Origin of the sequence: Pseudomonas sp. So3.2b, from assembly GCF_019464415.1 — a bacterium.
GTDB classification, from domain to species: domain Bacteria; phylum Pseudomonadota; class Gammaproteobacteria; order Pseudomonadales; family Pseudomonadaceae; genus Aquipseudomonas; species Aquipseudomonas shahriarae.
This window is the reverse complement of the sequence record NZ_CP080494.1, coordinates 5,820,944-5,847,925: the sequence shown is the minus strand read 5'-3', so window position 1 is coordinate 5,847,925 and position 26,982 is coordinate 5,820,944. Positions and strand designations below refer to the sequence as shown.

Below are 26,982 nucleotides of genomic sequence, written 5' to 3'. Positions count from 1 at the left end.
GAGGGGGCTTGCCCCCGTTGGAGCGCGCAGCGGTCCCGGTAAGGTCACTGCAGTTTTTCTGAAAGAACCGAGTGGCTGATTTCAGGGCTGCTTCGCAGCCCAACGGGGGCAAGCCCCCTCGCCACAAAGGCCTGAGGATTCAAGTATGAGCCGCGCACCCGATACATGGATTTTGACCGCCGACTGCCCCAGCGTGCTCGGCACGGTGGACGCGGTCACCCGCTATCTGTTCGAGCAGGGCTGCTACGTCACCGAGCACCATTCGTTCGATGACCGCCTCTCCGGGCGTTTTTTTATCCGCGTGGAATTCCGCCAGCCCGACGACTTTGACGAGCAAGGTTTCCGCGATGGCCTGGCCACCCGCGGCGAAGCCTTTGGCATGATCTTCGAGCTGACGGCGCCGAACTACCGGCCAAAAGTGGTGATCATGGTGTCCAAGGCCGATCACTGCCTCAACGATCTGTTGTACCGCCAACGCATCGGCCAATTGTCGATGGACGTGGTCGCAGTGGTGTCCAACCACCCCGATCTCAAGCCATTGGCCGACTGGCACCAGATTCCTTACTACCATTTCCCCCTCGACCCCAATGACAAACCGTCCCAAGAGCGCCAGGTGTGGCAAGTGATTGAAGAGACGGGGGCCGAACTGGTGATCCTTGCGCGCTACATGCAAGTGCTGTCGCCGGAGCTGTGCCGCAAGTTGGATGGCAAGGCGATCAATATCCATCACTCGTTGCTGCCGGGCTTCAAGGGCGCCAAGCCGTATCACCAGGCATACAACAAAGGGGTGAAGTTGGTTGGCGCCACTGCGCATTACATCAATAACGACCTGGACGAAGGCCCGATCATCGCCCAGGGCGTGGAAGTGGTGGATCACAGCCACTATCCCGAGGACCTGATTGCCAAGGGGCGGGATATCGAGGGACTGACATTGGCGCGGGCGGTGGGGTACCACATTGAGCGACGGGTGTTCTTGAACGCCAATAGAACGGTGGTGCTCTGACTGACGCCATCGCAGGCAAGCCAGCTCCCACCGGGTGATATGTGAACCCTGTGGGAGCGGACTTGCCCGCGATGAGGCCCTCACAAACAACGCAAAAACAGCATCTGTAACCCGAGCACTCAAACGCGCTGCCCATCCAAAGGGGCAACGCAGTTCCATAAAAACAACAGCGAGGTGAAAGCATGTCTGGTAATCGTGGTGTCGTGTATCTCGGCAACGGTCAGGTCGAAGTACAGAAAATCGACTATCCCAAAATGCAGGACCCCCGTGGCAGGAAGATTGAACACGGCGTTATCCTGCGCGTGGTCTCCACCAATATCTGCGGCTCCGACCAACACATGGTGCGCGGCCGTACCACCGCCCAGACCGGCCTGGTGCTCGGTCACGAAATCACCGGCGAGGTGATCGAGAAGGGCAGCGACGTCGAGAACCTGAAACTCGGCGACCTGGTGTCTGTGCCGTTCAACGTTGCTTGCGGCCGCTGCCGCTCCTGCAAGGAACAACACACCGGCGTATGCCTGACCGTCAACCCGGCCCGTGCCGGTGGTGCCTACGGCTACGTGGACATGGGCGACTGGACCGGCGGCCAGGCCGAGTACGTGCTGGTGCCCTACGCCGACTTCAACCTGCTGAAACTGCCGGATCGCGACAAGGCCATGGAGAAAATCCGTGACCTGACCTGCCTCTCCGACATCCTGCCCACCGGCTACCACGGCGCCGTCACTGCGGGCGTTGGCCCTGGCAGCACCGTGTACATCGCCGGCGCCGGTCCCGTAGGCCTGGCCGCTGCCGCTTCCGCACGCTTGCTGGGGGCGGCGGTGGTGATCATCGGTGACGTCAACCCGATCCGCCTGGCCCACGCCAAGGCCCAGGGCTTTGAAATCGCCGACCTGTCCACCGACACCCCGCTACACGAGCAAATCGCCGCGCTGCTTGGCGAGCCGGAAGTGGACAGCGCCGTTGACTGCGTGGGCTTTGAAGCCCGCGGCCATGGCCATGACGGCGTCAAGGCCGAAGCCCCGGCCACGGTGCTCAACTCACTGATGGGCGTGGTGCGTGTGGCGGGCAAGATCGGTATTCCCGGCCTGTACGTCACTGAAGATCCAGGGGCGGTGGATGCCGCCGCAAAAATGGGCAGCCTGAGCATTCGTTTCGGTCTGGGCTGGGCCAAGTCCCACAGCTTCCACACCGGCCAGACCCCGGTGATGAAGTACAACCGCCAGTTGATGCAGGCGATCATGTGGGACCGCATCAACATTGCGGAGATCGTGGGTGTGCAGGTGATCAGCCTGGACGACGCGCCGCGTGGTTATGGCGAGTTCGATGCAGGTGTGCCGAAGAAGTTTGTGATTGATCCGCACAAGCTGTTCAGCGCGGCTTAACAGCAACAACCACTCGCCAATGTGGGGGCTGTGGGAGCTGGGCCCCCACATTGGCGATTGGGTGTCTGGGGATCAGCGGATCGCCAGCGCACCCTGGTACACCATCGGGCCGGTAGGCTGCTTGCTCACCGAGCCACCCTTGGTTTCCGAACTGACCATCAATTCCACCGGCTGGCTGATAGTTTCCTGCTGACGTGGGTTGAGGCCGATGATGCCTTTGCCATCCTCCGGCAACAGGCCCAAAGACACCGGCGTGCCGCCTGCAGGCAGGGCCCACAGTTCGAGGCTGCGGTCCGGTTCCGGCGCAGTGGCCGCAATCGGTTGGACTTCCAGGTAATCCTTGTGCGCCATGATTTGCGCCGCCGGCTGTTGGGTGCTGCTGACCAGGGTCGCTGCAGACTTGACGCTGTCCTGGGTGTAGAGCGCGCCGCCGATACCGGCAACCACCACCACGCAGACGCTGATGAACAGGCGCGGGCGGGTCCAGAATGAGGGCTTGTGCTCGATCACTGGGGGTTGGGACGCAGTCATAAGGCTCTTCCTGACAAGTTTTGTAGTGTGTTGATTGACCCTGTGGCTGGCGATGGGTTCCTAGTGGCAGTTTGATGGTGTCGGTTTTTGGGGCTTTTCTGAACAAATCTGTGAGCTGGAACAACCGGTGGGATGCTGGGTCAAACGGCTGCTTTAGCTCCTACATTTACGAGGTTGTCTCGATGAAGATTTCACGCGGTTTTGCCCTGTCCTGCCTCCTGACCGTGGCGGCCAGCCCGGTATTTGCAGCAGGCTTCAGCCTGGGTGATGTGGCCAACGCCGTTGCTGGCGCCCAGGGCACCAACAAGGCCGCCGCCTCTGCGCCGAGCGCACAAACCGCAGGTTTGCTGGGGGCGTTGACCAAACAGTTGAATGTCACCCCGGAGCAGGCCGTCGGTGGCACCGGTGCGATGTTGGGCCTGGCCAAGAACCAACTCAGCAGCACTGATTATTCGCAGTTGGGCAAAAGCGTGCCGGGCCTGGATAAGCTGTCGGGTGGCAACGCTTTGGGCAGCCTTGGGGCCTTGAGCGGCATGCTCGGCCAAACCGGTGGCAGCAAGACCAGCGGCCTCGATGGCCTGTTGGGGAACGTCAAGGACACCAACGACCTGAACACTGCGTTCAGCGCCTTGGGCATGGACAGCGGCATGATCGGCCAGTTTGCCCCGGTGATCCTGCAGTACCTGGGTGGCCAGGGTGCCGACAGTTCAGTACTGGGCAAGCTAGCCGGCATCTGGGGAGCGGGGAGCTGAAAAACACCTCGGTGTGAAGTCATCCAGGGAACTGAGCGGTCGGCTCTAACCACTGATCTACACCCGCCTGGAACTCGGCCTTCTCCTCCCCCAGCGAGGGGGCTCCAGACCGGGTGTCGTTCCCTTTAAGGAGATCTTCCAATGAGCGAATCAACAATATCGCGCAATTCATTCCCGGTATTTGGCAAACCCCCGGTCGACTACAGCAAGATGACCAGGGAGGAGTTCGAGAAGGCTGCAGGCATGAAGTTCATGTCTTACGATGAAATGATCAACGGCAATAAGCCTGACTCGGAAACGGGTCGTGTCTCCGGCGGCGCGGACGCCTCCGGGAGCGTTGCCGGTGTGGGTTTTAGTGCCGGTGCCGGGGCATCGATCAAGTTTTAAATGAACCAGCCTGCCAGGTGGCCGTCACGGGCTGCGACGAGTCACCTGATAAGCTCATCAAGGCGCGCATCCTTCTCCAGCCAGAGCTGGTTGACCCAGTTCTGGACGCTCTGGCGAAACGCCGGATCATTCTCGTAATCCCCCTGCCACAACGCCGGATCCAGCTCGCGGGTGCGGATATCAACAATCACCCGGGGCACCGCGCCGCTGATCAAATCCCAGAATCCTGGAATCCTGTCCTGTGGATAGACCACGGTCACGTCGAGGATCGCATCCAACTGCTCGCCCATGGCCGCCAGTACAAATGCCACGCCACCGGCCTTGGGCTTGAGCAGGCGAGTGAACGGTGAGTTCTGCTGGGCCCGCTTGGCTTCGGTAAAGCGCGTGCCTTCCAGGTAGTTGACCACCGTCACCGGCTGGCGCTTGAACAGCTCGCAGGCCTGTTTGGTGATCTTCAGGTCCTGGCCCGCCAGTTCCGGATGCTTGGCCAGGAATGCCTTGGTGTAGCGCTTCATGAACGGGTAATCCAGGGCCCACCAGGCCAGGCCCAGGAACGGCACCCAGATCAGCTCCTTTTTCAGGAAGAATTTGAAAAATGGCGTGCGCCGGTTGAGGGTCTGGATCAGCGCCGGGATATCCACCCAGGATTGATGGTTGCTGATCACCAGGTACGAGGTATCGACCCTCAGCCCGGTATCGCCGCGAATATCCCATTGGGTGGGGATACACAGGGCAAAGATCAGCTTGTCGATCTCGGCCCAGGTCTCGGCAATCCACATCACGGCCCGGGAGGCATAGTCCCGTGACCGCCCGGGCGCCACCAGCTTGAGCAGGGCGAAGACCATCAGCGGGCCGATCAGGATCAGCGTGTTGAGTAACAGCAGCAGTGTGACGAAACAGCCGGTGAGCAGGCGGCGCATAAGGAACTCTTGCAAACGGTTGGACGGGCCATGATAAGCAGCTTGAGTCTAGAGGCCAAATCGCAATTGACCTGACGAATGTTTCACTTTGTGTTGCGTATGCTGGGTAACGATCCAACTTCGGGCTGTGTTTGCAGTCTAGTATTGGCCTACTTACCTTCAAGGAAACCTCCTACGTGAAATCCCTCCTTGCCCTGTTAGCCGTGGTTGCCCTGCCCGTGATGGCCGCCGAGCCGACCCTGTACGGGCGCTACGAATATATCCAGTTGCCGGAAATCGGCGAGACCTTCAAGGCCAAGATGGACACCGGCGCGCTGACCGCCTCGCTGTCGGCCCGCGACATCCAGACCTTCACCCGCGATGGCGAGGACTGGGTGCGGTTCCGTCTCAGTGGCAAGGATGTGAGCAACAAGGTCTATGAACACAAAGTGGCGCGCATCAGCAAGATCAAGAACCGCGCCGACGAAGACGAAGACAAGGAAGACAGCGGCGTGGCCAAGCGCCCGGTGGTGGAGCTGGAAATGTGCCTGGGCAACGTCAAGCGCACGGTGGAGGTCAACCTCACCGACCGCAGCAGCTTCAACTACCCGCTGCTGATCGGCGCCAAGGCGCTGCGCGAGTTCGGCGCTGCGGTGAACCCGGCCCGGCGCTACACCGCCGACAAACCTGACTGCTGATTGACGCCGCACAAGGCATGGGGCACCGTTCACCTTTAGCTCCCAGTGCTCGGACGCCATGCCCCATATCCTGATTGTCGAAGACGAAGCGGCGATAGCCGATACGCTGATTTTTGCCCTGCAGGGCGAAGGCTTCACCACCACCTGGCTGACCCTCGGCCAGGCCGCGCTGGAGCATCAGCGGCAGACCCCGGCAGACATGCTGATCCTCGACATCGGCCTGCCGGACATCAGCGGCTTTGAAACCTGCAAGCAACTGCGCCGCTTCAGCGAAGTGCCGGTGATGTTTCTCAGTGCCCGCGACGGCGAGATCGACCGCGTGGTGGGCCTGGAAATCGGCGCCGACGACTATGTGGTCAAACCCTTCAGCCCACGGGAAGTGGCGGCGCGGGTCAAGGCGATCCTCAAGCGCGTGGCACCGGTGGCAGTGCCGGCCAGCGGCGGGCTGTTCCAGGTGGACCACGAGCGGGTGCAGATCCAGTATCGCGGCCAGTTGCTGGGCCTGACTCGCCATGAATTCCGCCTGCTCAATTGCCTGCTGGAACAGCCCGAACGGGTGTTCAGTCGCGAGCAGTTGCTGGATGCGGTCGGCGTGGCCGCCGATGCCGGCTACGAGCGCAATATCGACAGCCATATCAAAAGCCTGCGCAGCAAGCTGCGGGGCGTGGTTGCCGAGGCCGAGCCGATCCAGACCCATCGCGGCCTGGGCTACAGCTACAGCCCGAGCCACGCCTGATGCGCCTGGGGCTGCGGATTTTCCTGGTGTATGCGCTGTTTATCGGCCTGACCGGCTACTTTGTGCTCAACACCGTCATGAAGGAAATCCGCCCCGGCGTGCGCCAGTCCACCGAAGAAACCCTGGTGGACACCGCCAACCTGCTGGCGGAAATCCTGCGTGACGATGTGAAGAACGGCACCCTTGGCCAAAGCCTCTGGCCCACCGTGCTCAAGGCCTACGGCGAGCGCCAGCCGGGGGCAACCATCTGGGGCCTGGCGAAAAACCAGGTCAACCACCGCATCTATGTGACGGACGCCAAGGGTGTCGTGTTACTGGATTCCAGCGGTACGGCAGTGGGCCAGGACTACTCGAAATGGAACGATGTGTACCTGACCCTGCGCGGTGAGTACGGCGCCCGCTCGACCCGCAGCGATGCCGATGACCCGGCGTCCTCGGTGATGCACGTGGGCGCGCCGATCCGCGATAACGGGCAGATCATAGGCGTGGTTACGGTGGCCAAGCCCAACAGCTCGCTGCAGCCTTATGTCGACCGTACCGAGCGCCGTCTGCTGTGGTACGGCGCCGGTCTGGTGGCGCTGGGCTTGCTGTTGGGGGCCCTGTTGTCCTGGTGGTTGAGCGCGGCGTTACGGCGCCTGACCACCTATGCCCAGGCGGTCAGCGAAGGGCGTCGCGCCGAGTTGCCGCATTATCGTGGCGGCGAGTTGGCGCAGTTATCCACCGCTGTGGAGCACATGCGCACGCAACTGGAAGGCAAGGCCTATGTCGAGCGTTATGTGCACACCCTGACCCACGAACTGAAAAGCCCGTTGGCGGCGATTCGCGGTGCGGCGGAACTGTTGCAGGGGGAAATGACAGTCGCCCAGCAGCAGCGGTTCGTCGGCAATATCGCCAGTGAAAGCGCGCGCTTGCAGCAGTTGATCGAACGCCTGCTGAACCTGGCCCAGGTCGAGCAGCGCCAGGGCTTGGAGCAGCAGATTTCGGTACCGTTGGCCGCCTTGGTCGATGAGGTCCTCAAGGCGCAATGCGCGCGGATCGAGCAGGCCGGGTTGCAGGTCGAACGTCTGATCGAAGCCGACGTAAAGCTGTTTGGCGAGCCGTTTCTGCTGCGTCAGGCCCTGGGCAATCTGCTGGAAAATGCCCTGGACTTTACCCCGCCCGGCGGCACGCTGCGTTTCAGCGCCCAGGTGCGGCACCATGCTGTGGATGTGCGCCTGTTCAACCAGGCCGAACCGATCCCCGAATACGCCCTGCCACGCCTGAGCGAGCGTTTCTATTCCCTGCCGCGTCCGGTCAGTGGCCGCAAAAGCACCGGCCTGGGCCTGAACTTTGTCGAAGAAGTGATGAAGCTGCACGGCGGCTCCTTGCAGATCGGCAACGTGCCGGGTGGCGTGGAAGTGGTGCTGCATCTCCACACAGTCTCCACATTGCCCTCATAAATCCCCCACAGGCCGCCGCCAGACTCTCCCCATCAAAACAGGGAGAGACCCATGAACCGCAGCCTGCTATTCAAACTGGGCGCCATCGCGCTGCTGATCCTGCTATTGCTGATTCCGTTGCTGATGATCAACGGCATCATCAACGAGCGCCAGGAACTGCGCGACGGCGTCGTGATGGACATTGCCCGCAGCTCCAGCTACAGCCAGCAGGTCAGCGGGCCATTGATGGTGGTGCCGTTTCGCAAGACCGTGCGTGAGTGGAAGCTCAACGAAAAACTCAACAAACGCTATGAAGTGCTCAGTGAAGAACAGGGCCGCCTGTACTTCCTGCCGGAGCAGTTCGAGCTCGATGGGCAGGTGCAAACCGAACTGCGGGCGCGAGGAATCTACCAGGCGCGGTTGTTCCATGCCGACAACCGCATCAGCGGCCGCTTTGTGCTGCCGGCGCAAATGGGCATCAAGGAGGACTTTGCCGATTACAAGTTTGGCCAGGCATTTTTGGCGGTCGGTATCAGCGATATCCGCGGCATTGAAAACGCCCTGAAACTGGAGCTGGGCAGCCAGCGCCTGGAGTTTGCCCCGGGCACCCAAGTGAGCTTTCTCGGCGCTGGCGTACACGTGATGTTGCCGACCCAGGACAGTAAGAACCCCGCGCCGCTGGATTTTGCCTTCGACCTGCGCCTGCAGGGTACCGAGCAACTACAGGTACTGCCGGTGGGCAAGACCAGCAAGGTCAAGCTGGCCTCCAACTGGCCCCATCCGAGCTTTGTCGGCAACTTCCTGCCGGCCCAGCGTGAGATCAACGACCAAGGCTTCAGCGCCAACTGGCAGACCTCGTTCTTCTCCACCAACCTTGAGGAATCGTTGTACGGCTGTGTGGTTGGCAGTCGCTGCGAGGACTTCAACGAACGCAGCTTTGGCGTGAACTTTATCGACCCGGTGGACCAGTACCTCAAGAGCGACCGCGCGATCAAATATGCGCTGCTGTTCATCGCCCTGACGTTCGCCGGTTTCTTCCTGTTTGAAGTGCTCAAGAGCCTGGCGGTGCACCCGATCCAGTATGCGTTGGTGGGGGTGGCCCTGGCGTTTTTCTACTTGCTGTTGCTGTCGTTGTCCGAGCATATCGGCTTTGCCCTGGCGTACCTGATCTCGGCCAGTGCCTGTGTGTTGTTGATCGGTTTTTACGTGTGCCATGTGCTGCGCAGCGTGGCCCATGGGCTGGGGTTTTCGACGGGGTTGGCGGCACTGTATGGCTTGCTGTACGGGTTGTTGAGTGCCGAGGACTACGCGCTGTTGATGGGCTCGCTGTTGCTGTTCGGGCTGCTGGGTACGGTGATGGTGCTGACACGCAAACTGGACTGGTATGGGGTGGGCAAGCGTAAGGCGGCCGAGTTGGAGGTGATGCAATGATCGGGCTACGGGAGGATCAGCGGGAGAAGGCACAACTGGTGGGGAAAATTAACGCGCTGTTTCCGGAGTGGCGCGACACCTTTGTGGCTAATGGCCTTGTTGTGGCGAGGAGGCTTGCCCCCTCGCCACAACAAGCCTCGCTCGCCACCCATAACGGGTTGCTACAGGAATCAGGCCGGCGGCTGGGTCGCCAACATTGACGGCCGCTGACTGACCTCGGCGTACCAGGCGGCCAGTTTGGGATTGCTTGAACGCCACTGCAGGTCGGGGTGGCGGAAGTCCACATACGCCAGGGCGCAGGCGACGCTGATCGCGGCGATGTCGAAATGGCTGGCCAGTTCAGCGATAGCGTCCTGTTCCAATTCGGCCAGGGCGCGGCGGATTTTGTTGCGCTGCTCCTGCAGCCAGCTATCCCAGTGTTTGTCGGCCGGGCGCATGGCGGTTTCATAGCGTACCAATACGGCCGCGTCCATGATCCCGTCGGCCATCGAGGCCAGGGTCAGGCGGCGCCAGCGGGCCGAACCGTCCCGGGGGATCAGCGGGTTGCCGACATGTTGGTGGTCGAAGTAGTCGAGGATCACCCGGCTGTCGTGCAACACATTGCCATCGGCCAGGCGCAGGGCCGGGATCTTGCCCAGCGGGTTGCCTTCGTTCAACGCGGTGATCGGGTTGACCGGCGTGACCAGCACAGTCTCCAGGACAACGCGGTCTTGCTGGCCGGTTTCGTGGAGCAGCACCAGGACTTTGCGGACAAACGGCGAGGCAGGGTTGTGGAACAAGGTCATGCTGGGCGCGAACATGGGCAATCCTCGGAAAGGGTCGGCCATAGACTAGACAGTTGCGAGGTGACTGGCGAGGGGGATCTTGGTTGTTTTTGCGGGCCTCATCGCAGGCAAGCCAGCTCCCACATTTTGATGTGTGAACACTGCCAACTGTGGGAGCTGGCTTGCCTGCGATGGCGTCCTCACGGCCGCCGCAGCAACCCCCAGACACCGATTACCGACGGGATCCCCAGTCCAATCCAGCTCAGGGAATCCCAACCCCCATCCCCCAGCAACGCCGCAAACAGTCCGGCAGCACTGAGCAGCCCGATCCCCAGCGGCACCCCGAACACCTTCCAGAAATTCGATTGCCTTGGCCTCATGACTTGGCCGCCTTGCGCCGCACCAGCCACAGGTATACGCCGCTGCCCAGCACGATGATGGTCAGCACATCCAGCACCGCCCAGAGGATTTTCATCGGCATGCCGCCATAGTCGCCAAAGTGCAGGGGCTGGGACATGCCCATGGCGTCCATGTACCACGGCCGCCCGGCCACGGCGGTGACGCTCAGGTCGCTGGCGTCGATCAGCACCGGGGTCAGCAGGTGCGAGGTCAGGTGCGTGCTGCCTTTCATAAACACTGCGTAATGGTGCTCGCTGGAAAAGCGCGTACCGGGGAACGCAATAAAGTCTGGGGTCATGCCCGGCGCGGCCTGCTCAGCAATTTTCAGCAGGTCGGTGGCCGGCGCACGCGAGGTCAGCGGTGGCGCGTTCTTATAGGGCTCGATCATCGCGGTGAGGCTGTCACTGCGCCATGCGGCGATGATCAAGTCGGCACTGGCGCTGATCACCCCGGTGACGCCCACCACCAGGGCCCAGGTCAGGGTGACAACGCCGATCAGGTTATGCAGGTCCAGCCAGCGCAGGCGTGTGGACTTGTCCTGGCGCACCGTGGCGAACTTCAAGCGCCGCATAAAGGGCAGGTACAACACCGTGCCGGAAACAATCGCCAGCACAAACAGCACGCCCATAAAGGCCAGCAGCAACTTGCCCGGCAGGCCGGCGAACATATCCACATGCAGGCGCAGCAGGAACATCGTCAAGCCGCCATTGGCCGACGGCATCTCCACGCTTTCCCCGGTGCGCGCATCGAGCATAAAGGTGTGGGACGAATTGGGCTCGGTGCCGGCGGTGGCCGCCATGATCGCAACCACCCCGTTCTTGTCGTCCTCATCCCAGGCCAGGTACTGCATGGCTTCGCCCGGGCGATGGGCCTGGGCCTTGGACACCAGTTGCTCAAGGTTGAGCTGCGGAGTATCGGCCGGCATCTGCTTGAGCTCGGGTTCGTTGCCCAGCAGGTGATCGATCTCGTGGTGAAAGATCAACGGCAAGCCGGTCAGCGCCAGCATCAGCAGGAACACGGTGCAGATCAGGCTGGTCCAGGTGTGGATGAAGGACCAGCGGCGGATGGTTGTGCTTTTCATTTTCTAGCCTTCAGACACACCAAAGCCGCCCACGGGGCGGCCTGGTTGTTAACTCAGCCGATTACCACTGGTAAGTGGCACTGGCGACGACGCTGCGCTGATCACCGTAGTAGCAGTAGGAGGCATCACAGGTGGAGATGTACTGCTTGTCGAACAGGTTGGTGGCGTTCAGTTTTACCGAGGCACCTTTGAGGCTGTTGTCCAGGCGGCCGAGGTCGTAATGCACCGCACCGTCGAATACGGTGTAGGCATCAGCCTTGCCTAGCCAGGTATTGCCTTGGTCGCCGTAGGTGTTGCCGGTGTAGCGGGCCCCAAAGCCGATACCGAAACCGTCGAGCACACCGTCGTGCCAGGTGTAGTCGGTCCACAGGGAGGCTTGCTGGTTGGGTATCAGTTGCAGGCGGTTGCCTTTGTAGATGCCTGTTTGCACCTCGGATTTGGCCAGGGTGTAGGCGGCGATGACCTTGAGGTTCTCGGTCACGTCAGACACCGCTTCCAGTTCCAGGCCCTTGACCTTGACTTCGCCGGCCTGGTCGGTGATCGACTCGCCAGCCGAGCCGAATCGAGTGACCAGCACGTTTTTCTGGGTCAGGTCATAGACCGCCGCGCTAAGCAGGGTATTGGAGCCAGGTGGCTGATACTTGACCCCCAGTTCCCACTGCTTGCCTTCGGTAGGTTTGTACGACTTGACCGGGTCGACGCTGGCGTTGCTCGCTGGCTGGAATGATTCGGCGTAGGACAGGTACGGTACAAAACCTGAGTCGAACACATAACTCAGTGCCGCGTTGCCACTGAAGTTCTTGCTGCGGTCGGTGTTGGTCGCGTCGCTCTTGTTGAGGTACGTGGTGCCTTGATGCACCCAGTCTTCACGGCCGCCCAGGGTCAGGCGCCATTTGTCCAGGGCCATCTGGTCTTGCACGTAGAGGCCGGTCTGGACGGTTTTTTGGTCGTAGTCGTAGTACGCATCTTTGCGCGCCGGGCGCTCAATTGGCTGCCCATAAACTGGTTTGTAGATGTTAACGGTCCCGGCGCCGCCGAAAATGGACAGATAGGAGGAATTAGTGCGCTGATGATCCAGGCCTATCAGCACAGTGTGGTTGATATTGCCGGTAGCGAAGTCGGCCTGGAAATTGTTGTCCACTGCAAACTGAGCGATGTCCTCGTCCACATTGGTCGAGGAACGGCTGATGTTGCCCTCAGCATCTACCTGGGACCAGCCGTGGGCACCGACAGTCAGCTGCTGAAACGACAACTCCGACTTGGTGTAACGCAGGTTTTGCTTGAACTGCCAGGTATCGTTGAAACGATGTTCAAAGGCATAGCCCAATGCGTAATAGGTACGGTCGTAGAACTCGTAGTCCGGGTCACCCAGGTTCTTATGGTGCGAGACCTCACCCAGCGGTGATTTGATCTTGGTGCCCACGATCGGCAGGAACTGGCTGGTGGCGCCGGTATCGTCGCGAGTGAACTGCGAGAGCACGGTCAGCTTGGTATCGGGATCAATGTTCCAGGTCAGGCTGGGCGCAATGTTGTAGCGCTTGTTGTCGATGTGATCGACCTGGGTGCCGGCATCGCGCACCACGCCGCTTAGGCCATAAAGAAACTGACCTTCATCGTCAATCTTGCCGGTGCTGGCGAAGTTGATCTGGCGATAGTTGTCGCTGCCGTATTGCACCTGGATGGCATTGCTCGATTCCGCGCTGGGGCGCCGGCTGACCATATCCAGCAGACCGCCTGGCGGGGTCTGGCCGTAGACCGACGAGGCCGGGCCGCGCAGTAGGGCGAGACGATCAAGGTTCCAGGTTTCCGCTTTCGGGTTGGCGTACACACCGCGAGGCAATGGCAGGCCATCGAGGAAATGGGTGGGTTCGAAGCCACGCACACGCATCCAGTCGTAGCGGGTATCACTGCCGTAGCTGGCGGACACGATTCCCGGCATGTATTTGACCGCGTCATCCAGGTTCTGAACGTTGCGGTCCAGCATTTGCTGGCGGGTGGCCACGGAAATCGAGCGGGGTGCTTCTACCAGGGCCGTATCAGTCTTGCTCCCCGCCGCCGTCCGCGTAGCAACATAACCCTCCACCGGCCCCCACGCGCTCTCGTAATTCCCCTGCCCGGTGATATTGGTCTCCGGCAGCGACACCACACCCTCTGGAATTGCCACCAGGGTGTAGGTGCCTGCGCTGCTCTGCTCCAACTGCAACCCCGTCCCACGCAGGGCCTCGCGCAGTGCGCCCGGTGCATCGAACTGGCCCTTGACCGGGGCCGAGGTCTTGCCGGCGGCCAGTGCTGGGCTGAGGGTCAGGGGGAGGCCGGCCTGGCTGGCGATCTGGTTCAGGGTGCTGGCCAATGGCGCAGCCGGCAGGTTGTAGGCGCGCACACTGGACGCCTGTTCGGCGGCGAACAGCGAGGTGCTGGTCAGCGGGGCGCTGAGGGCGATGGCCACGGCTAGCAGGCTGGGGCGCAACAAGGTGTCTAATGTGCGGGACATAGGGCGGCTCCGGAATGGAAATATTTCTCAATTGCCTAGGTGCCGGACGAGAATCAAAAAGTGATAGGGCCAAGTGAAAATAAATCTGTGAATGCTCACGCGCTCTTCGTAGCTTTTGCAGTCGGCGAAGCGATTGAGGTTGAGTGCACCGGCCACCCCGCAGCGCAGTCGGCATTCAGCGACCAGCGCCTCGGTAGCGGGGGCGCAGAGGGCTTTGTTTTCGACATTGCCTTTATTCAATTATTGCTAACGGAACCGTCTGGCACGGGCCTGGCGGCCACGTTAATCCACCACGGCGTATGTTGCTCGATCTGCACCGGCAGGGTCGGCAGCAGCGCGTTAAGCGCCAGCGTGGTGTCGTGCAGCGGGAAGCTGCCGGTGATGCGCAGGTCGGCGACGTTTTTATCCACACCCAGGTAGCCGGTGCGGTAGCGCGCCAGTTCCTCGACCACATCCCCCAGCCGCGCGTTGTCCACCACCAGCATGCCGCGGGTCCAGGCGTCGGTGCCGGGGGTTACGGCCAGCGACGGGCCGAGGCTGTTACGGCGCATCAGCACTTGCTGGCCTTCCTTGAACACCTGCTCCTGGTGCAACGCCTCGGGCTGCGCCGCAACCGCCGACTGCAACACGCTGAGCCGCGTGCCGTCGTCCTCGCGCTTGACGATAAACCGCGTACCCAGGGCGCGCAGGCTGCCGTCGCGGGTTTCGACAACAAAGGGGCGCCCATCGTTGTGCCCGGTTTCGACGAAGATCTCACCTTCCTGCAGCACGATTACTCGGCGCTTTTCGTCAAAACGCACGTCAATGGCGCTGTGGGTGTTGAGGTTGATCAGGGTGCCATCTGCCAGTTTCAGCGTGCGCTGTTCACCGGTGGCGGTGCGTTGGTCGGCCAGCCAGTAGTTGATCGGCACGTAGCGCTGGCCGGCGAACACCGCCAGGCCGCAGACCAGCACCACACTGGCCAGGCCGCTGCCGAGCTTGCGCACCCGTTGCCGAATGCCTTCGCGCGATTGCAGCAGCGCCGCCCGTGCCGGGCCGCTGGCCACGCTGAAGCGCTGGTCGAGCATGCCCAGTTGGCGCCAGGCGCGGGCGTGTTCTTCGCTGCTGGCCAGCCATTTGTTGAATGCTTCATGCTCCACGGCGCTGCTGTCCCCGGAGTCCAGGGACAGTTGCCAGGCAATCGCCGCATCCAGCACCCGTGCGCTGACCGGTCTGGAACTGACCTGGCTCACAACGGCTGGCCATACAGGGCGATGTAGCACTGGCGGATCCCCTGAGCCAGATATTGCCGTACCCGGGGCACCGACACGCCGAGGCGCTGGGCGATCTCGGCATGGCCCAGGCCGTCCAGGCGGTTATAGAGGAACGCGGCGCGGGCCTTGCTGGACAGCTTGCCAAGCAGGCGGTCGATGGCTTTGAGGTCTTCGAGGATCAGGTGCTGTTCTTCCGGGGAAGGCTGTTCGCTTTCCGGGATCAGCATCAGTTCGGTGAGGTAGGCCTGTTCCAGCGCGGCGCGGCGAAAGTAGTCGAACAACAGGCCCTTTGCGACAGCCACCAGAAACGCCCGGGGTTCGCGGGGTTCACGCAGTTCTTCACGGCCCAGCAGGCGCATGAAGGTGTCCTGGCTCAGGTCCTCGGCACGACTGGGGCAGGCCACGTTGCGCCGCAGCCACGCCAGCAGCCAGCCGCGATGGTCACGGTACAACGTGCCAACAAGCTCACTGTGGGGACTTTGGGCTGACGACAAGGCATCACCAATCGAGATGTTTAAACTAACGAGAATTATTCGCGATTGTGGCAGAGGTGGCGGATGGGTGCAATTGGCGTTGGTCGGGCGGGACGGATGTTGCTGAGGGGGCTTGCTCCCGTTTCAGGGCCGCTTCGCGCCCCAACGGGAGCAAGCTCCCTCGCCACAGGTTACCGATTGCCTCTCTTAACTGAGCGGCAGCCGTTAGAAGGAAGGGGCTTGTTTGCGACGTTTCCACTGGCTCAGGCGTTGTTGCAACGCGGCAGGGCTGTCCAGCCCTTGCTGGCGGGCACGGCTGAATAGAATCAACATCAACTCTGCGGTGGCCAGGGCATCGGCGCTGGCGTGATGGCGTTCGCCCACTTGCAGGTTGAAATGGGCAATCCAGTCATCCAGGCCGGCTTCGCGGATATGCGCCTGGGGGCACAGCATGGGCGCCAGGTCTGCCACGTCGAGGAACGGATGGGTCAGGCGATAACCCAGGCTGTCCTTGAGCGCTCGGCCAAGCATGTGCTGGTCGAATGGTGCGTGGAACGCCAGCAGCGGGCTGTCGCCGACAAAGTCCATGAAGTCCAGTAACGCCTCGGCTGGATCGCATCCGGCAGCGATCGCACTGGGGCCCAGGCCATGGATCAGCACGCTGGGGCTGATTTTGTTGTCGGCCCGTTGCAGGGTACGTTCGAACTGCTGGGAAAAGTCGACCGCGCCGTCTTCGATCACCACCGCGCCAATCGACAGCACCTGGTCGCGATTGAGGTTCAGGCCGCTGGTTTCCAGGTCCAGTACCACCCAGCGCTGCTCGCGCAGACTGTGTTCGCCGAGTGCCTTGGGGGCAGCCAGTTGTTGCAGGCGCGCCTGTTGCTGGGCATTCAGGCCTGGCCGGGCAGGGCGCAGCCAACTGAACAGGCTCACAGCTGATACCTCAGGGCCAGGCTGCTTTGCAGGCGTTGGGCCTGGCGCAGGGACTCACGCAGGATGCGCCGGTCCAGGTGGTTGAGGCTGTCGGGGTCGACCCGGTTGGAGTAGGGCTGGTTCTCGCGGGTTTGCAACTGGTGCTGCTGCATACGGGTTTGCTGGATAAAGTGGTAGGCCTCTTCATAGGCCGCGCCGTCCAGGCGTTCGATCACCTCTTTATCCACCAGCTGACGCAAGCGCTCCAGGGTGTTGTTGGTGGCGATGCCATTGGCCAGGGCCAGCAGGCGGGCACCGTCGACGAAGGGCGTGAGGCCCTGCACCTTGAGGTCGAGGGTGGCCTTGTCCGAGCCTTTGCGCGTCAGCACGAAGTCACGGAAACGCCCCACCGGCGGGCGCTGGCGCAAGGCGTTCTCGGCCATCATCCGTTGGAACAGGCGATTGTCCGCCACTTGCTCAAGCATGCCCTGGCGCAGTTGCTCGCAGCCTTGCTCATCGCCCCACACCACCCGCAGGTCGAAGTAGATGCTGGACTTGAGCAGGTTCTCTGGCGTCGCTTCGCGGATAAATGCGGCAAAGCGCCGGGCCCATTCGGCACGGGACAGGCACAGCTCGGGGTTGCCGGCCATGATATTGCCCTTGCACAGGGTGAAACCGCACAGCGCCAGGCTTTGATTGATTTGCTGCGCCAGGGGCAACAGCAGGCCACGAATCTCGGCGGCGTGGGCGGCATCGCGGGCATCGAACAGGATGCCGTTGTCCTGGTCGGTGTGCAGCGTCTGCTCACGGCGGCCTTCGCTGCCAAAACACAGCCAACTGAATGGCACGCCGGGGTCGCCCTTGTCTGCGATGCTCAGCTCGATGACCCGGCATACCGTGTGATCGTTGAGCAGGGTGATGATATGGGTGATCTGGGTCGAGGACGCGCCGTGGGCCAGCATGCGCTCCACCAATTGGCTGATCTCGCCACGGATCGCCACCAGGTTTTCCACCCGTGGTGCATTGCGGATGGTGCGTGCCAGGTGGACCAGGTCAACCCGTTGCAGGGAAAACAGATCGCGCTCGGACACCACTCCACACAGGCGCCGGTCCTTGACCAGGCACACATGGGCGATATGCCGTTCGGTCATGGCAATCGCCGCGTCGAAGGCGCTGTGATCCGGGCTGAGGAAGAAGGGCGCCTGGGTCATATGCTGTTCGATGGCCTGGGTGAAATCGCTGGTGCCTTCGGCCACGACATGGCGCAGGTCACGCAGGGTGAAAATCCCCAGGGGCGCCTTGTGTTCATCGACCACCACAATGCTGCCGACCTGCTGCTCATGCATCAGTGTGACCGCCTCACGCAGCGGCGTCCGCGGTCTGCAGGTCACGGGGTGACGCATGGCCAGCTCGCCCAGGCGGGTGTTCAACGAATACTGGGTGCCGAGGGTTTCCACGGCCTTTTGCTGGACTTGCTGGTTGACCTGGTCCAACAGGCTGCTGACCCCACGCAAGGCAAAGTCGCGAAACGGTCCGGACAGGGCAAACAACTTGATAAACGCCGGCTTGTTCAATTGCAGGCAGAACGTGTCTTCGGCGGCCTTGTGCTCAGTTCGCGTCGCCCGTTCCCCCAGTAGCGCGGCCAGGGGGAAGCATTCGCCGGTGGTGATTTCGAAGGTGGTTTGCGCCGAATCCGGCCGCTCGCCGATCACCCGCCCCTGTTTGACGATGTAGAAGTGCTCCACAGGGCCTGCCGACGGTTTGAGAATGCTCTCGCCGGGGCCGTAGAAGCGCAACTGGCACTGCTCCACCAGAAACGCCAGGTGGGCGTTTTCCATCTGATTGAACGGAGGGAAGCGTTGCAGGAATTGCAGGGTGCCGTGAATGTTCTGCAATACCGCAGTTTTCCCTGCCTGGGTGAAAGCATCAGCTTTACTCATAACCATGACCGCAGTTTTTTTGTCGTTATCGTCCCTCATGGTCGACCCCCACGCGGCGGGTGCCCATTGGACGTAAGTCTAGGTAGCTATCCGGCCTTCAATGACTAGGGAAAAACCTTACATGAATATCGTCCAGACCCCGTAGAACGCCCACTAGGAAAACTATCCGACGAAGTGCACATTGTTCGCCCTTCCGGTGATGTCTGACTTCTGTGCTGGGAGATTGAGTGCAACTGCTGAGAAATATATGCCCGACCAAGATATTTTGAGCGATGCCGAGCGCGAGGCGTTAAGCGCCGTGATGCTGGAGCCTGATCTACCGCCGCAGCGGGTACTGATCGTTGATGACGATAAAGATGCCCGTGAACTGTTGGCGGAGATTCTTGGGCTGGATGGCATTCGCTGCATGACGGCAGACAGCGGCGAGGCGGCCTGGGAACTCTTGAATGCCAGCACATCCATTGGTTTGTTGATCACCGATTTGCGCATGGCGCCCAGCAACGGCCTGGAACTGATCCGCAAAGTACGCGAGTCCACCCGGGCTGCGTTGCCGATCATCATCATGTCGGGGGATGCCGAGGCACCGGACGTGATCGACGCGATGCACCTGAGCGTGGTGGACTTTTTGCTCAAGCCGATTGATAGCGTGAAGTTGGCGAAGATGGTCAAACGCGAGCTGGGGATGGCGCAGTAGGGGGTGTTTTTACCGTTGGTCAGTACTGTCAGATTTCACAGTATCGGCGGTTTGAGTGGCGCTTGTTTAATCGTTGGGAGGGAGCTGGTTTGGGATCAGCGCCTCTAAATGACGCGAACAGGAGTTCATTATGAGTACTGAAAAAAACAACCCGCAACACAGCGCTAATATTCACGCCTCTATCAATGGTCAGCAGGAGGTATTTTCTCCGAATCAGTTTTTTGGTATCCCTTCCCAGGTCAGAATGGACACAGATATTACTACCCACCTGACAATTAATTACGGCCAGGACCTGAAGAACGGGACTCATACCCTGACGCATACTCAGTTTGGAATTGAATATTTAGATGCAACCGGAAGCACATTCACTCATCCAGTTGCAGGCACCATCGTTGTGAAAGTCGTCGGTAATAACCATACCGGTCAGTTGATCGGCTTGAAGGTTGACGGAACGGGCTCAGGGCAAGGCAGTAAGTTGGAGCTGTCGGGTAGTTACCTGATTGTGGTTTCAGGTTAAGCCTTGCAACATAAAAAAGCCCCGGTCATAGGACCGGGGCTTTTTCATTTCAATGACCAGTTACAAACCATTCTTGGCCTTGAACTCCCGCCGCCGACGATGCAACACCGGCTCGGTATAACCATTGGGCTGCTTGGTCCCTTCAATCACCAACTCCACCGCGGCCTGGAACGCGATATTGCTGTCGAAATCCGGTGCCAGCGGGCGGTACAGCGCATCACCGGCATTCTGCCGATCCACCACCGGCGCCATGCGCTTGAGGCTTTCCATGACCTGGGCTTCGCTGACCACGCCATGGCGCAGCCAGTTGGCAATGTGCTGGCTGGAAATACGCAGGGTGGCGCGGTCTTCCATCAGGCCCACATCGTTGATGTCTGGTACTTTCGAGCAACCCACACCCTGGTCGATCCAGCGCACCACATAGCCGAGGATGCCCTGGGCGTTGTTGTCCAGTTCGTTGCGGATTTCTTCCTCGGACCAGTCGGTATTCTGCGCCAGGGGGATGGTCAGGATGTCGTCCACCGACGCGCGTTCGCGCTTGGCCAGTTCGGCCTGGCGGGCGAATACATCGACCTTGTGGTAATGCAGCGCGTGCAATGCCGCGGCGGTCGGCGACGGCACCCAAGCGGTGTTGGCACCGGCCAGCGGGTGCGCGATTTTCTGCTCGAGCATGGCCGCCATCAGGTCGGGCATGGCCCACATGCCTTTACCGATCTGCGCACGGCCTTGCAGGCCGGTGCTCAGGCCGATATCGACGTTCCAGTTCTCGTAGGCGCCGATCCATTTTTCGGCCTTCATGGCAGCTTTGCGCACCATCGCGCCGGCTTCCATGGAAGTGTGGATTTCGTCGCCGGTACGGTCGAGGAAGCCGGTGTTGATAAACACCACGCGCTCGCTGGCCGCCTTGATGCAGGCCTTGAGGTTGACCGTGGTACGGCGCTCCTCGTCCATGATCCCGACCTTGAGGGTGTTGCGCGGCAGGTTCAGTACGTCTTCGATGCGGCCGAACAGCTCGTTGGTGAACGCCGCTTCTTCCGGGCCGTGCATCTTCGGTTTAACGATGTACACGGAGCCGGTGCGGCTGTTCTTGCGGCTGTTGTTGCCATTGAGGCTGTGGATCGCCGCCAGGCTGGTGATCAAGCCATCGAGGATGCCTTCGGGCACTTCATTGCCCTGGGCGTCGAGGATCGCGTCGATGGTCATCAGGTGGCCAACGTTACGCACGAACAACAGCGAACGACCATGCAAGGTCACGGCATTACCATCGACACCGGTGTAGGTGCGGTCGGCGTTCATGGTGCGGGTGAAGGTCTTGCCGCCCTTGGCCACTTCTTCGGCCAGGTCGCCCTTCATCAGGCCGAGCCAGTTGCGGTAGATCACCACTTTGTCATCGGCATCGACGGCGGCAACGGAGTCTTCGCAGTCCATGATGGTGGTCAGCGCGGCTTCCATCAGGATGTCTTTGACGCCGGCGGCGTCGGTCTGGCCGACCGGGGTGCTGGCGTCAACCTGGATTTCGAAATGCAGGCCGTTGTGCTTCAACAAGAGTGCGATGGGCTGGGCGGCGTCGCCCTGGTAGCCGATCAACTGGGCGTCGCTGCGCAGGCCGCTGTTGCTGCCGCCCTTGAGGCTGACCACCAGCTTGCCGTCGACGATCTTGTAACCGGTGGAGTCAACGTGGCTGCCGGCGGTCAGCGGTGCGGCTTCGTCGAGGAAGGCACGGGCGAAGGCGATGACTTTGTCGCCACGCACCTTGTTGTAGCCCTGGCCTTTCTCGGCGCCGTTGGCTTCGCTGATGGCGTCGGTGCCATACAGTGCGTCGTACAGCGAGCCCCAGCGCGCGTTGGAGGCGTTGAGGGCGAACCGCGCATTCATCACCGGCACCACCAGCTGCGGGCCGGCCATGCGGGCGATTTCGTCATCGACGTTTTGGGTGGTCGCCTGGAAATCCGCCGCTTCTGGCAGCAGGTAGCCGATATCTTGCAGGAAGGCTTTGTAGGCCACCGCGTCGTGGGCCTGGCCGGCATGGGTCTGGTGCCAGGTATCGATTCGCGCTTGGAAATCGTCGCGTTTGGCGAGTAGGGCTTTGTTCTTCGGTGCCAGGTCGTGGATGACCTTGTCGGCACCGGCCCAGAACTGGTCGGCGGTCAGGCCGGTACCGGGAATGGCTTCGTTGTTCACGAAGTCGAACAGGACTTTGGCGACCTGCAGGCCACCGACTTGAACGTGTTCAGTCATTGCTTGCCTCACTCTGCGGAGCTAATTCGCTTTTCAGCTTTTCAATTTACCAATGAAGCCTCTGGCCATTTAAACCACAAACCCGGCACCAGTACATGCCATCACGGCGGCTGGGTGGTTCCAATCAACGGCGCAAGGCTTGCTGACGGGGTGTTCGGGGTTACGACGGCGCCTGGGCAGACATCGACCTAACGTTATGTAGTGCGCGCCGAGGCATACTACATGATGAGTTGCGGTTGTGAAAATTAGACTAAATACGTCGTTTAGCGACCCACTTTGGTTGTACGGTCACAGCGGGGTATGGGATGTTCTCAAAAAACCAATGGATTGTTCCAGATAAATATAAAAATGGTACACGATTTGTTTTTCCTCACCGCCATGCGATCAATGTGGGAGCTGGCTTGCCTGCGATGGCCTCTACACCGCAGCACCCGCATCGCCGGCAAGCCAACTGCCACATGAGCCAACCGATACCCGTATCTGCCTATACTGGCTAATCCACAACAAGAGGGCTGTTGCCATGGACCATCTCGTACTCACCGTGATCGCCGCCGACAAACCCGGCGTGGTCGAACGTGTTGCCCACTGCATTGCCGAGCGCGGCGGCAACTGGCTGGAAAGTCGCATGGCCCATATGGCCGGGCAATTTGCCGGGATCCTGCGGGTCAGTGTGCCGATGGAAAACCGCAGTGAGTTGGTCAGCGCCCTGGAGGACCTGTCCACCCATGGCATCCGCGTGCTGGTGGGCGAGAGCAGCGGCGCGCAAGCCTCGGCGAGCAAACCGATCCTGATGACCCTGGTGGGCAATGACCGGCCGGGGATCGTGCGCGAGATCACCGCGCTGTTGAGCAAGCAAGGGGTCAACCTGGAACGCCTGAGCACCGACGTGCGTCCGGCGCCCATGAGCAGTGACCCGTTGTTTCACGCCGAGGCCGCGTTGGCGGTGCCGTCCAGCCTGGCACTGGACACGCTGCAAGCCGCCCTGGAAACCCTGGCCGATGATTTGATGGTGGAACTGCAACTGCGCAGCGAGGAATAACCGTCCACAGGGTTGTTCATCTAAATCTTGCATGGGCCTGTGGATAAGCTGTAGAGACCCGGCGCCAGGCCACGCCGGCCGCGGCGTGTAGTGTATTGAGCAAAAAACGAGCAATTTCAACGGCTTGTGCACAAACGCCGGGGATCAGGTTGTGGATAACCTTGGGGTGAAACCCTGTAAGCCACGCCGGCCGTGGTCTACAGGGTTTTGTACGTTATTTGATCAGCGTTTGCGCAGGCTCAGCCATGCATCAACGCTATACACCGCCAGCCCGGCCCAGATAAACACGAACGCCACCAGGCTGGCGGGGCTCATGTGTTCGTCGAACAACAGCACCGCTTGCAGCAGCACCAGGGTCGGCGCCAGGTACTGCAAAAAGCCCAGGGTGGTGTAGGGCAGATGCCGTGCCGCAGCGTTGAAGCAGACCAGGGGAATCAATGTCACCGGGCCTGCGGCCACCAGCCACCAGGCCTCGGAAGTACTCCAGAATGCCAGGTTGGCGCTATGGGCTGTGGGGTTGAGCAGCAGCCACGCCAGGGCAATCGGCACCAGCATCCAGGTTTCCACCACCAACCCGGGTAGCGCCTTGACCGGCGCTTGCTTGCGGATCAAACCATAGAAACCAAAGGTCAGCGCCAGCACCAGCGACACCCACGGCAAGCTGCCGACCTGCCACACCTGTTGCGCAACGCCCACGGCGGCCAGCCCGACGGCCACCCACTGCAAGCGCCGCAGGCGTTCGCCGAGGAGCAGCATGCCCAGTAGTACGTTGACCAGCGGGTTGATGTAGTAACCCAGGCTGGCCTCCAGCATGCGCCCGCTGTTGACCGACCACACATAGGTCAGCCAGTTGCCCGCGATCAATGAGCCGCTCAACGCCAGGATCGCCAGGCGCTTGGGGTTGTCCCGCAGTTCGCGCCACCAGCCGGGGTGTTTCCACACCAGCAACAGCAAACCGCCGAACAGCGCCGACCACAGTACGCGGTGGACGATGATTTCGGCCGCCGGGACGCTGGCGATGGCTTTGAAGTAGAGCGGGAACAGGCCCCAGATGACGTAGGCACTCAGGCCCAGAATGTACCCGCGACGCGGGTTGGCGGCTTGCATGCAGAATCCTTGCTTAGGCAGCTAACAATGCCGCAATTGTAAGGATGTTTGTCAGGAAATGCGTGCTGACTTTTTGTGGCGAGGGCACAAGCCCCTCGCCACAGCGAGGCCAGTGTCAGAACAGTTTCAGGGGCTCTTCGTTGAGCGCCGACAATTGCTCGCGCAGCGCCAGCACCTGGTCCCCCCAATACCGCTCGCTGCCAAACCACGGGAAGCTGTGCGGAAATGCCGGGTCATCCCAGCGCCGTGCCAGCCACGCGCTGTAGTGCATCAGGCGCAGGGCGCGCAGCGGTTCGATCAGCGCCAGTTCGCGGGGATCGAAGTCGTGGAATTCCTGGTAGCCATCCATCAGCTCCGACAACTGCCCCAGGCATTCCTGGCGATCACCAGCAAGCATCATCCACAAATCCTGCACCGCCGGGCCCATGCGACAGTCGTCGAGGTCGACGATATGGAACATCTCGTCGCGGCACATCATGTTGCCGGGGTGGCAGTCGCCATGCATGCGGATGTTCTTGTGCGGCGTGGCGCTGTACACATCCTCCACACGCTTGAGCAGGTCACGGGCCACGGATTCGTAGGCAGGCAACAGGCTCTTGGGGATGAAATTGCCTTCAAGCAGGGTGTTCAGGGAGTCGTGACCGAAGTTCTTCACGCCCAGGGCTTCGCGGTGCTCGAAAGGGCGGGTGGCGCCGACCGCATGCAAGCGCCCGAGCAACTGCCCGAGGCGGTACAGCTGATCGAGATTGCCCGGCTCCGGCGCCCGGCCACCACGACGGGGGAACAGGGTGAAACGAAAGCCCGCGTGTTCGAACAGGCTTTCACCGTTATGGATCATCGGGGCGACGACCGGGACTTCGCACTCGGCCAGTTCGAAAGTAAAGCGGTGTTCTTCGAGGATCGCCTCGTTGGTCCAGCGCTGGGGGCGATAGAACTTGGCGATCAATGGCTCGGAGTCTTCGATGCCGACCTGATAGACGCGATTTTCGTAGCTGTTGAGCGCCAATACGCGAGCATCGCTGAGGAAACCGATGCTTTCGACAGCATCGAGAACCAGATCGGGGGTCAATGTTTCAAACGGGTGGGCCATGCGAACTCCTGCGCGCAGCAGGTCGCCGCGTCCGGCCGGGTATGGTATCGCACCGGGCCTTGGATAGGTGGCGCGTGTCCCATCGCTATCGCGGGCAAGCCCGCACAATGTTTCTGTGTACACCGCTCAAATGTGGGAGTGGGCTTGCCCGCGATGAGGCCCTAAAGATCACCTAAACCGGCGTACCCAACAGCACATTGCTCGGCGCAAACTGCACCTGAACCCGCGTGCCTTCACCCGCCCCCAGCGCCTTGAGCTGCTCGGGCGCCGCCAGCGCACACAGCACCAGGCCATTGGGCAAGGCAATGCGCACCTCACTGGGGCCATCCTCTGCATCAAGAACCGCCTCGACCTGGCCGCCCATGCAGTTAAACCCAGGCACCGGCGCCTGGTCGGCAGCGATCAGCTCCAGCCAGCCGGCCTTGATCAATGCCACCACTTCAGTGCCGATTTCCAGCTCCAGGCGCAGCGTGCTGTCGTGGGTGATCTGTGCATCGAGGGTCAAGCCACCGGCCAGTTCCAGGCGCACCCGGTCATTGCGACCATGGCTATCCATGGCGATCACCTGGCCATGCAATTGGTTACGCGCACTGGTGCGCAGCATCAGGCGGCCCAGCAGGTTGAAGTCGCTGGCGTCTTCGGCGGCCTCCAGCACCTGGGCCTGCAGGGTTTGCAGGCGCTGATACAGGCGCAACACCCGCTCGCCCTCTGCCGAGAGTCGCGCACCGCCGCCGCCCTTGCCGCCGACGCTACGTTCGACCAGCGGTTTCTGCGCCAGGTTGTTCAGTTCATCAATGGCATCCCACGCGGCCTTGTAACTCAAACCCGCGCTTTTCGCCGCCCGGGTGATGGAGCCCTGTTCGGCGATGTGTTGCAGCAAGGCGATGCGTTGCGGGCGACGGACAATATGTTGGCTCAACAGCGACGGTAAAGGCATGGCGAACGGCTGCACACTGGCTTGGAATGCACCGGACGTTGCGGGCAGGCGGCGCCAGAGTCAAGTCATGTGCCGGGCTTGGGCGTGCGCGCCAGGCAGTACACGTCGACCCGGCGCGCGCCGGCGTGCAGCAGCAGGCGGGCCAGGCTGTGGGCGGTGGCGCCGGTGGTCAGCACATCGTCCACCAGCGCCAGGTGCTGGCCACGCACCTGTGCGTCGGGGGCCAGGGCAAACGCCTTGAGTAAGTTGCGCTGGCGTTGTTTGGCTGCCAATTGTTGCTGGGCGATGGTGTCTTGAGGGCGCAACAGCATGTGTTCATCCAAGGCCAGGTCGAGGTCTTGGCTTAGCCAGCGGGCGAGCATGGCGGCTTGGTTATAGCCGCGCTGGCGCAGGCGTTTGGCGGCCATCGGTACGGGAAGCAGGCGGTCGGGGCGGGTCAGTTCGGCGTTGTCGAAGCCGTCTTGCAGGCATTGCCCCAATAGATTGGCCAACAGATGGCCCAGAGGCCATTTGCCCTGATGCTTGAAGCGGCTGATCAGGCTGTCCACCGGGAAGCTGTAGGTCCAAGGTGCGGTCACCTGATGGAACGCCGGCGGTGAGCGCTGGCATTCGCCGCAGATCAGCCCGCTCATCGGCAGCGGCAGGGCGCACACGCGGCAGCCGTCCGTCAGCCACGGCAGATCGAGTTCGCAGGCGTTGCACACCGTTGAGGGCGAGTCGGTGGCTTCATCACAGATCAAGCAGGTTTGGTTGCTTTTTGACCAGATGTAAACTTCATGTTTGTGCCTGGGTTGACAGTGCATGAATCTT

The 26,982-nt window shown here is 61.3% G+C and carries 26 protein-coding genes; 11 read left to right on the top strand and 15 right to left on the bottom strand.

Annotation, left to right across the window (positions count from 1 at the left end; all coding sequences use genetic code 11):
• The first annotated feature begins 145 nt into the window (after positions 1-145).
• Both purU and fdhA read left to right on the top strand, forming a co-directional pair.
• On the top strand, positions 146-1,003 hold the full coding sequence (purU, locus tag K1X80_RS26475; protein WP_057960830.1) for a formyltetrahydrofolate deformylase: 858 nt from the start codon (positions 146-148) through the stop codon (positions 1,001-1,003).
• Positions 1,004-1,185: 182 nt separating this feature from the next.
• On the top strand, positions 1,186-2,385 hold the full coding sequence (fdhA, locus tag K1X80_RS26470) for a formaldehyde dehydrogenase, glutathione-independent (protein WP_032858631.1): 1,200 nt from the start codon (positions 1,186-1,188) through the stop codon (positions 2,383-2,385).
• Positions 2,386-2,457: 72 nt separating this feature from the next.
• On the opposite strand, the gene K1X80_RS26465 is transcribed toward fdhA, so the two are convergent.
• Positions 2,458-2,916, bottom strand: a complete 459-nt coding sequence (locus tag K1X80_RS26465; RefSeq protein WP_220172577.1) for an anti-sigma factor domain-containing protein — start codon at positions 2,914-2,916, stop codon at positions 2,458-2,460.
• Between the two features lie 182 nt (positions 2,917-3,098).
• On the opposite strand from K1X80_RS26465, the gene K1X80_RS26460 reads away from it, so the two are divergent.
• Together K1X80_RS26460 and K1X80_RS26455 are read left to right on the top strand one after the other, a co-directional pair.
• A complete protein-coding gene (locus K1X80_RS26460) occupies positions 3,099-3,668 on the top strand; it encodes a DUF2780 domain-containing protein (protein WP_200655941.1) in 570 nt (189 codons plus the stop codon).
• Positions 3,669-3,809: 141 nt separating this feature from the next.
• Positions 3,810-4,055 carry a hypothetical protein gene (locus K1X80_RS26455; protein WP_057960828.1) on the top strand — a complete coding sequence of 82 codons (246 nt, stop codon included), beginning with the start codon at positions 3,810-3,812 and terminating at the stop codon, positions 4,053-4,055.
• Positions 4,056-4,096: 41 nt separating this feature from the next.
• Here the strand turns inward: K1X80_RS26455 and K1X80_RS26450 are convergent, their stop codons facing one another.
• Positions 4,097-4,975 (bottom strand): acyltransferase, encoded by an 879-nt coding sequence (locus K1X80_RS26450; RefSeq protein ID WP_057960827.1) that lies wholly within the window; start codon positions 4,973-4,975, stop codon positions 4,097-4,099.
• Between the two features lie 176 nt (positions 4,976-5,151).
• On the opposite strand from K1X80_RS26450, the gene K1X80_RS26445 reads away from it, so the two are divergent.
• Genes K1X80_RS26445 through creD form a run of 4 tightly spaced genes read left to right on the top strand, consistent with a single transcriptional unit; the run spans position 5,152 to position 9,237 of the window.
• A complete protein-coding gene (locus tag K1X80_RS26445; RefSeq protein ID WP_057960826.1) occupies positions 5,152-5,652 on the top strand; it encodes an ATP-dependent zinc protease in 501 nt (166 codons plus the stop codon).
• Between the two features lie 58 nt (positions 5,653-5,710).
• A complete protein-coding gene (creB, locus tag K1X80_RS26440; protein ID WP_057440276.1) occupies positions 5,711-6,388 on the top strand; it encodes a two-component system response regulator CreB in 678 nt (225 codons plus the stop codon).
• On the top strand, positions 6,388-7,827 hold the full coding sequence (gene creC, locus K1X80_RS26435) for a two-component system sensor histidine kinase CreC (protein WP_057960825.1): 1,440 nt from the start codon (positions 6,388-6,390) through the stop codon (positions 7,825-7,827). Before creB ends, creC begins: the two co-directional genes overlap by 1 nt.
• Positions 7,828-7,878: 51 nt before the next feature.
• Positions 7,879-9,237 (top strand): cell envelope integrity protein CreD, encoded by a 1,359-nt coding sequence (gene creD / locus K1X80_RS26430; protein ID WP_057440277.1) that lies wholly within the window; start codon positions 7,879-7,881, stop codon positions 9,235-9,237.
• 170 nt (positions 9,238-9,407) lie between these two features.
• Here the strand turns inward: creD and K1X80_RS26425 are convergent, their stop codons facing one another.
• The 8 genes from K1X80_RS26425 to K1X80_RS26390 all read right to left on the bottom strand — a co-directional run bounded on the left by K1X80_RS26425 (position 9,408) and on the right by K1X80_RS26390 (position 18,550).
• Positions 9,408-10,037, bottom strand: coding sequence for a glutathione S-transferase (locus K1X80_RS26425; RefSeq protein ID WP_057440279.1), 630 nt, complete (start codon positions 10,035-10,037; stop codon positions 9,408-9,410).
• A gap of 164 nt (positions 10,038-10,201) precedes the next feature.
• Positions 10,202-10,381: a hypothetical protein gene (locus tag K1X80_RS26420; RefSeq protein WP_057440280.1), complete on the bottom strand. Its 180-nt coding sequence runs from the start codon at positions 10,379-10,381 to the stop codon at positions 10,202-10,204.
• Positions 10,378-11,481 (bottom strand): PepSY domain-containing protein, encoded by a 1,104-nt coding sequence (locus K1X80_RS26415; protein ID WP_200655940.1) that lies wholly within the window; start codon positions 11,479-11,481, stop codon positions 10,378-10,380. Before K1X80_RS26415 ends, K1X80_RS26420 begins: the two co-directional genes overlap by 4 nt.
• A 61-nt stretch (positions 11,482-11,542) precedes the next feature.
• A complete protein-coding gene (locus K1X80_RS26410; RefSeq protein ID WP_115129156.1) occupies positions 11,543-13,972 on the bottom strand; it encodes a TonB-dependent siderophore receptor in 2,430 nt (809 codons plus the stop codon).
• Positions 13,973-14,208: 236 nt separating this feature from the next.
• Positions 14,209-15,204 (bottom strand): FecR domain-containing protein, encoded by a 996-nt coding sequence (locus tag K1X80_RS26405; protein ID WP_057960820.1) that lies wholly within the window; start codon positions 15,202-15,204, stop codon positions 14,209-14,211.
• Entirely contained in the window at positions 15,201-15,719 is a 519-nt protein-coding gene (locus tag K1X80_RS26400) for an RNA polymerase sigma factor (RefSeq protein WP_057440283.1), read from the bottom strand. The genes K1X80_RS26405 and K1X80_RS26400 overlap by 4 nt, the downstream gene beginning before the upstream one ends.
• A gap of 204 nt (positions 15,720-15,923) precedes the next feature.
• Entirely contained in the window at positions 15,924-16,631 is a 708-nt protein-coding gene (locus K1X80_RS26395; protein ID WP_120734256.1) for a PolC-type DNA polymerase III, read from the bottom strand.
• Positions 16,628-18,550: a putative nucleotidyltransferase substrate binding domain-containing protein gene (locus K1X80_RS26390; RefSeq protein WP_169990378.1), complete on the bottom strand. Its 1,923-nt coding sequence runs from the start codon at positions 18,548-18,550 to the stop codon at positions 16,628-16,630. Before K1X80_RS26390 ends, K1X80_RS26395 begins: the two co-directional genes overlap by 4 nt.
• A 247-nt stretch (positions 18,551-18,797) precedes the next feature.
• Here K1X80_RS26390 and K1X80_RS26385 point away from each other — a divergent pair, with 247 nt between their 5' ends.
• Both K1X80_RS26385 and K1X80_RS26380 read left to right on the top strand, forming a co-directional pair.
• Positions 18,798-19,244, top strand: coding sequence for a response regulator (locus K1X80_RS26385; RefSeq protein WP_057440286.1), 447 nt, complete (start codon positions 18,798-18,800; stop codon positions 19,242-19,244).
• 130 nt (positions 19,245-19,374) lie between these two features.
• Positions 19,375-19,761, top strand: a complete 387-nt coding sequence (locus tag K1X80_RS26380) for a hypothetical protein (RefSeq protein ID WP_057960818.1) — start codon at positions 19,375-19,377, stop codon at positions 19,759-19,761.
• 60 nt (positions 19,762-19,821) lie between these two features.
• Here K1X80_RS26380 and K1X80_RS26375 read toward each other — a convergent pair whose 3' ends face one another.
• Positions 19,822-21,999, bottom strand: coding sequence for a malate synthase G (locus K1X80_RS26375; RefSeq protein WP_057440287.1), 2,178 nt, complete (start codon positions 21,997-21,999; stop codon positions 19,822-19,824).
• A 520-nt stretch (positions 22,000-22,519) separates the two neighbouring features.
• Here K1X80_RS26375 and K1X80_RS26370 point away from each other — a divergent pair.
• Positions 22,520-23,038 (top strand): glycine cleavage system protein R, encoded by a 519-nt coding sequence (locus K1X80_RS26370; protein ID WP_057440288.1) that lies wholly within the window; start codon positions 22,520-22,522, stop codon positions 23,036-23,038.
• A 222-nt stretch (positions 23,039-23,260) separates the two neighbouring features.
• Here the strand turns inward: K1X80_RS26370 and rarD are convergent, their stop codons facing one another.
• The 4 genes from rarD to K1X80_RS26350 form a co-directional block, all read right to left on the bottom strand.
• Positions 23,261-24,145, bottom strand: a complete 885-nt coding sequence (gene rarD / locus K1X80_RS26365) for an EamA family transporter RarD (RefSeq protein WP_057960816.1) — start codon at positions 24,143-24,145, stop codon at positions 23,261-23,263.
• A gap of 115 nt (positions 24,146-24,260) precedes the next feature.
• Positions 24,261-25,235 (bottom strand): serine/threonine protein kinase, encoded by a 975-nt coding sequence (locus K1X80_RS26360; protein ID WP_032858595.1) that lies wholly within the window; start codon positions 25,233-25,235, stop codon positions 24,261-24,263.
• Between the two features lie 172 nt (positions 25,236-25,407).
• Positions 25,408-26,172, bottom strand: a complete 765-nt coding sequence (locus K1X80_RS26355; protein ID WP_128593319.1) for a TOBE domain-containing protein — start codon at positions 26,170-26,172, stop codon at positions 25,408-25,410.
• 65 nt (positions 26,173-26,237) lie between these two features.
• Complete coding sequence (locus tag K1X80_RS26350) at positions 26,238-26,975, bottom strand: ComF family protein (RefSeq protein ID WP_120734252.1); 738 nt, start codon at positions 26,973-26,975, stop codon at positions 26,238-26,240.
• Positions 26,976-26,982: the final 7 nt, after the last annotated feature.

Bases quoted from the DNA above. Each gene is read 5' to 3' on its own strand.
- K1X80_RS26370 (WP_057440288.1), top strand. From the start codon at position 22,520: ATGGACCATCTCGTACTCACCGTGATCGCCGCCGACAAACCCGGCGTG.
- K1X80_RS26355 (WP_128593319.1), bottom strand. From the start codon at position 26,172: ATGCCTTTACCGTCGCTGTTGAGCCAACATATTGTCCGTCGCCCGCAA.
- K1X80_RS26350 (WP_120734252.1), bottom strand. From the start codon at position 26,975: ATGCACTGTCAACCCAGGCACAAACATGAAGTTTACATCTGGTCAAAA.
- K1X80_RS26425 (WP_057440279.1), bottom strand. From the start codon at position 10,037: ATGTTCGCGCCCAGCATGACCTTGTTCCACAACCCTGCCTCGCCGTTT.
- K1X80_RS26460 (WP_200655941.1), top strand. From the start codon at position 3,099: ATGAAGATTTCACGCGGTTTTGCCCTGTCCTGCCTCCTGACCGTGGCG.
- fdhA (WP_032858631.1), top strand. From the start codon at position 1,186: ATGTCTGGTAATCGTGGTGTCGTGTATCTCGGCAACGGTCAGGTCGAA.
- K1X80_RS26465 (WP_220172577.1), bottom strand. From the start codon at position 2,916: ATGACTGCGTCCCAACCCCCAGTGATCGAGCACAAGCCCTCATTCTGG.
- K1X80_RS26410 (WP_115129156.1), bottom strand. From the start codon at position 13,972: ATGTCCCGCACATTAGACACCTTGTTGCGCCCCAGCCTGCTAGCCGTG.
- rarD (WP_057960816.1), bottom strand. From the start codon at position 24,145: ATGCAAGCCGCCAACCCGCGTCGCGGGTACATTCTGGGCCTGAGTGCC.
- K1X80_RS26375 (WP_057440287.1), bottom strand. From the start codon at position 21,999: ATGACTGAACACGTTCAAGTCGGTGGCCTGCAGGTCGCCAAAGTCCTG.
- creB (WP_057440276.1), top strand. From the start codon at position 5,711: ATGCCCCATATCCTGATTGTCGAAGACGAAGCGGCGATAGCCGATACG.
- K1X80_RS26385 (WP_057440286.1), top strand. From the start codon at position 18,798: ATGCCCGACCAAGATATTTTGAGCGATGCCGAGCGCGAGGCGTTAAGC.
- K1X80_RS26420 (WP_057440280.1), bottom strand. From the start codon at position 10,381: ATGAGGCCAAGGCAATCGAATTTCTGGAAGGTGTTCGGGGTGCCGCTG.
- K1X80_RS26415 (WP_200655940.1), bottom strand. From the start codon at position 11,481: ATGAAAAGCACAACCATCCGCCGCTGGTCCTTCATCCACACCTGGACC.
- K1X80_RS26450 (WP_057960827.1), bottom strand. From the start codon at position 4,975: ATGCGCCGCCTGCTCACCGGCTGTTTCGTCACACTGCTGCTGTTACTC.
- purU (WP_057960830.1), top strand. From the start codon at position 146: ATGAGCCGCGCACCCGATACATGGATTTTGACCGCCGACTGCCCCAGC.
- creD (WP_057440277.1), top strand. From the start codon at position 7,879: ATGAACCGCAGCCTGCTATTCAAACTGGGCGCCATCGCGCTGCTGATC.
- creC (WP_057960825.1), top strand. From the start codon at position 6,388: ATGCGCCTGGGGCTGCGGATTTTCCTGGTGTATGCGCTGTTTATCGGC.
- K1X80_RS26390 (WP_169990378.1), bottom strand. From the start codon at position 18,550: ATGAGTAAAGCTGATGCTTTCACCCAGGCAGGGAAAACTGCGGTATTG.
- K1X80_RS26360 (WP_032858595.1), bottom strand. From the start codon at position 25,235: ATGGCCCACCCGTTTGAAACATTGACCCCCGATCTGGTTCTCGATGCT.
- K1X80_RS26380 (WP_057960818.1), top strand. From the start codon at position 19,375: ATGAGTACTGAAAAAAACAACCCGCAACACAGCGCTAATATTCACGCC.
- K1X80_RS26455 (WP_057960828.1), top strand. From the start codon at position 3,810: ATGAGCGAATCAACAATATCGCGCAATTCATTCCCGGTATTTGGCAAA.